Raw genomic sequence first — 2,186 nt, 5'->3', positions numbered from 1 at the left:
TGCGATCACCTCGTCGATCACGCCGCGCGCCCATTCAAGCAGGGCGACGCCCGCCACCGGGCGGACGGGGAACCCCGCGCTCTGGGGACGCGGCACGAGGATCGTACTGACGGGCGCCTTGACGACGCTCTTCGGATGGAGGCGCTGGAGGCGTACGACGCGGGAGTCGGGCAGGTCGACCGGCGCGAACCGGACGTACTTGCCGGCCACCGTCACCTCGCCCACCCCGACCTGGCGGCAGCGGGCGCGGAAGCGGGCGACCACCAAGAGGGACTCCACGACCTCGGGCGGGTTGCCGTAGCGGTCGAGCAGCTCGGCGCGCACCTCGTCGACGTCGGCGTCGGTGCGGACCTCGGCGAGGCGCTTGTAGATCTCGAGCCGGAGTCGCTCGCTGGGGATGTAGTCGTGGGGCAGATGGGCGTCGACGGGCAGCTCGATGCGCACCTCCTGAAGCTGGTCGTCCTCGCCGCCGCCCTTGAAGTCGGCGACCGCCTCGCCCACGAGCCGGACGTAGAGGTCGAAGCCGACGTCGGCGATGTGGCCGGACTGCTCGCCGCCGAGCAGGTTGCCGGCGCCGCGGATCTCGAGGTCCTTCATCGCGATCGCCATGCCGCCGCCGAGGTCGGAGTGCTGGGCCAAGGTCGCGAGGCGCTCGTGGGCGGTCTCGGTCAGCGGCTTCTCCGCGGGGTAGAGGAAGTAGGCGTAGGCGCGCTCGCGCGAGCGGCCGACACGACCCCGCAGCTGGTGCAGCTGCGAGAGGCCGAGGGTGTCGGAGCGCTCGATGATCATCGTGTTGGCGTTGGACACGTCGAGGCCGCTCTCGACGATGGTCGTGCAGACCAGCACGTCGAACCGCTTCTCCCAGAAGTCGAGCATGACCTGCTCGAGGGCGTGCTCGCCCATCTGCCCGTGCGCGGTGGCCACCCGCGCCTCGGGCACGAGCTCACGGATCCGGGCGGCGGCCTTCTCGATCGACTGCACGCGGTTGTGGATGTAGAAGACCTGGCCCTCGCGCAGCAGCTCACGGCGCACGGCTGCGACGACCTGGCGGTCCTCGTAGGCGCCGACGTAGGTCAGGACCGGGTGCCGCTCCTCCGGGGGCGTCGTGATGGTCGACATCTCGCGGATGCCCGTGACCGCCATCTCCAGGGTGCGCGGGATCGGCGTGGCACTCATCGAGAGCACGTCGACGGAGGTGCGCATCCGCTTCATCTGCTCCTTGTGCTCGACGCCGAAGCGCTGCTCCTCGTCGACGATGATCAGGCCGAGGTCCTTCACCCTGATGTCGGGGTTGAGCAGGCGGTGGGTGCCGACCACGATGTCGACCGAGCCGTCCTCGAGCCCGGCGATGACCTCCCTGGCCTCCTTGTCGGTCTGGAACCGCGACAGGCCCTTGATGACGACCGGGAAGCCCGACATCCGCTCGGAGAAGGTCGACAGGTGCTGGGTGACGAGCAGCGTCGTCGGCACCAGCACCGCGACCTGCTTGCCGTCCTGCACGGCCTTGAAGGCCGCGCGCACCGCGATCTCGGTCTTGCCGTAGCCGACGTCGCCGCACACGAGCCGGTCCATCGGCACGACCTGGCGCATGTCGGCCTTCACCTCGTCGACCGTCGTGAGCTGGTCGACGGTCTCGGTGAACGGGAACGCGTCCTCGAGCTCGCGCTGCCACGGCGTGTCGGGGCCGTAGGCGTGGCCCCTGGTGGCCTGGCGGGCGGCGTAGAGCTTGATCAGCTCGGCCGCGATCTCGCGGACCGCGCGCCGCGCCTTGTTCTTGCGCTTGGTCCAGTCGCCGCCGCCGAGCCGGTCGAGGCTGGGGTTCTCGCCGCCGACGTAGCGGGTGACCTGGTCGAGGGTGTCGGCGGGCACGTAGAGCATGTCGTTGGGGCCGCCGCGCTTGCTGGGGCCGTACTCGAGGACGAGGTACTCGCGCACCGCGCCACCGATCTCGCGCTGCTTCATCTCCACGAACCGGCCGACGCCGTGCTGCTCGTGCACCACGTAGTCGCCGGCCTTGAGCTCGAGCGGGTCGATCTGCCGCTTGCGGCGCGCCGGCATCTTCCGCATGTCGCGGGTCGACGCCTTCTGGCCCGACAGGTCGTCGCCGGTGACGATCGCGACCCTGGCCTCCTCGTCCACCAGGCCGTGGACGAGGTGCCCGCAGGTCACCGTGACGACGTTGGCCC

The 2,186-nt window shown here is 70.4% G+C and carries 1 protein-coding gene; it reads right to left on the bottom strand.

What is annotated here, in order from left to right:
- On the bottom strand, positions 1-2,186 hold a 2,186-nt coding region (mfd, locus tag VLF38_RS00570; protein ID WP_325269347.1), incomplete at both ends, for a transcription-repair coupling factor.

Origin of the sequence: Nocardioides sp., assembly GCF_035481145.1 — a bacterium.
Classification (GTDB): Bacteria; Actinomycetota; Actinomycetes; order Propionibacteriales; family Nocardioidaceae; genus Nocardioides.
The sequence above is the reverse complement of the archived record's forward strand: the minus strand, read 5'-3'. Positions and strand labels throughout refer to the sequence as shown.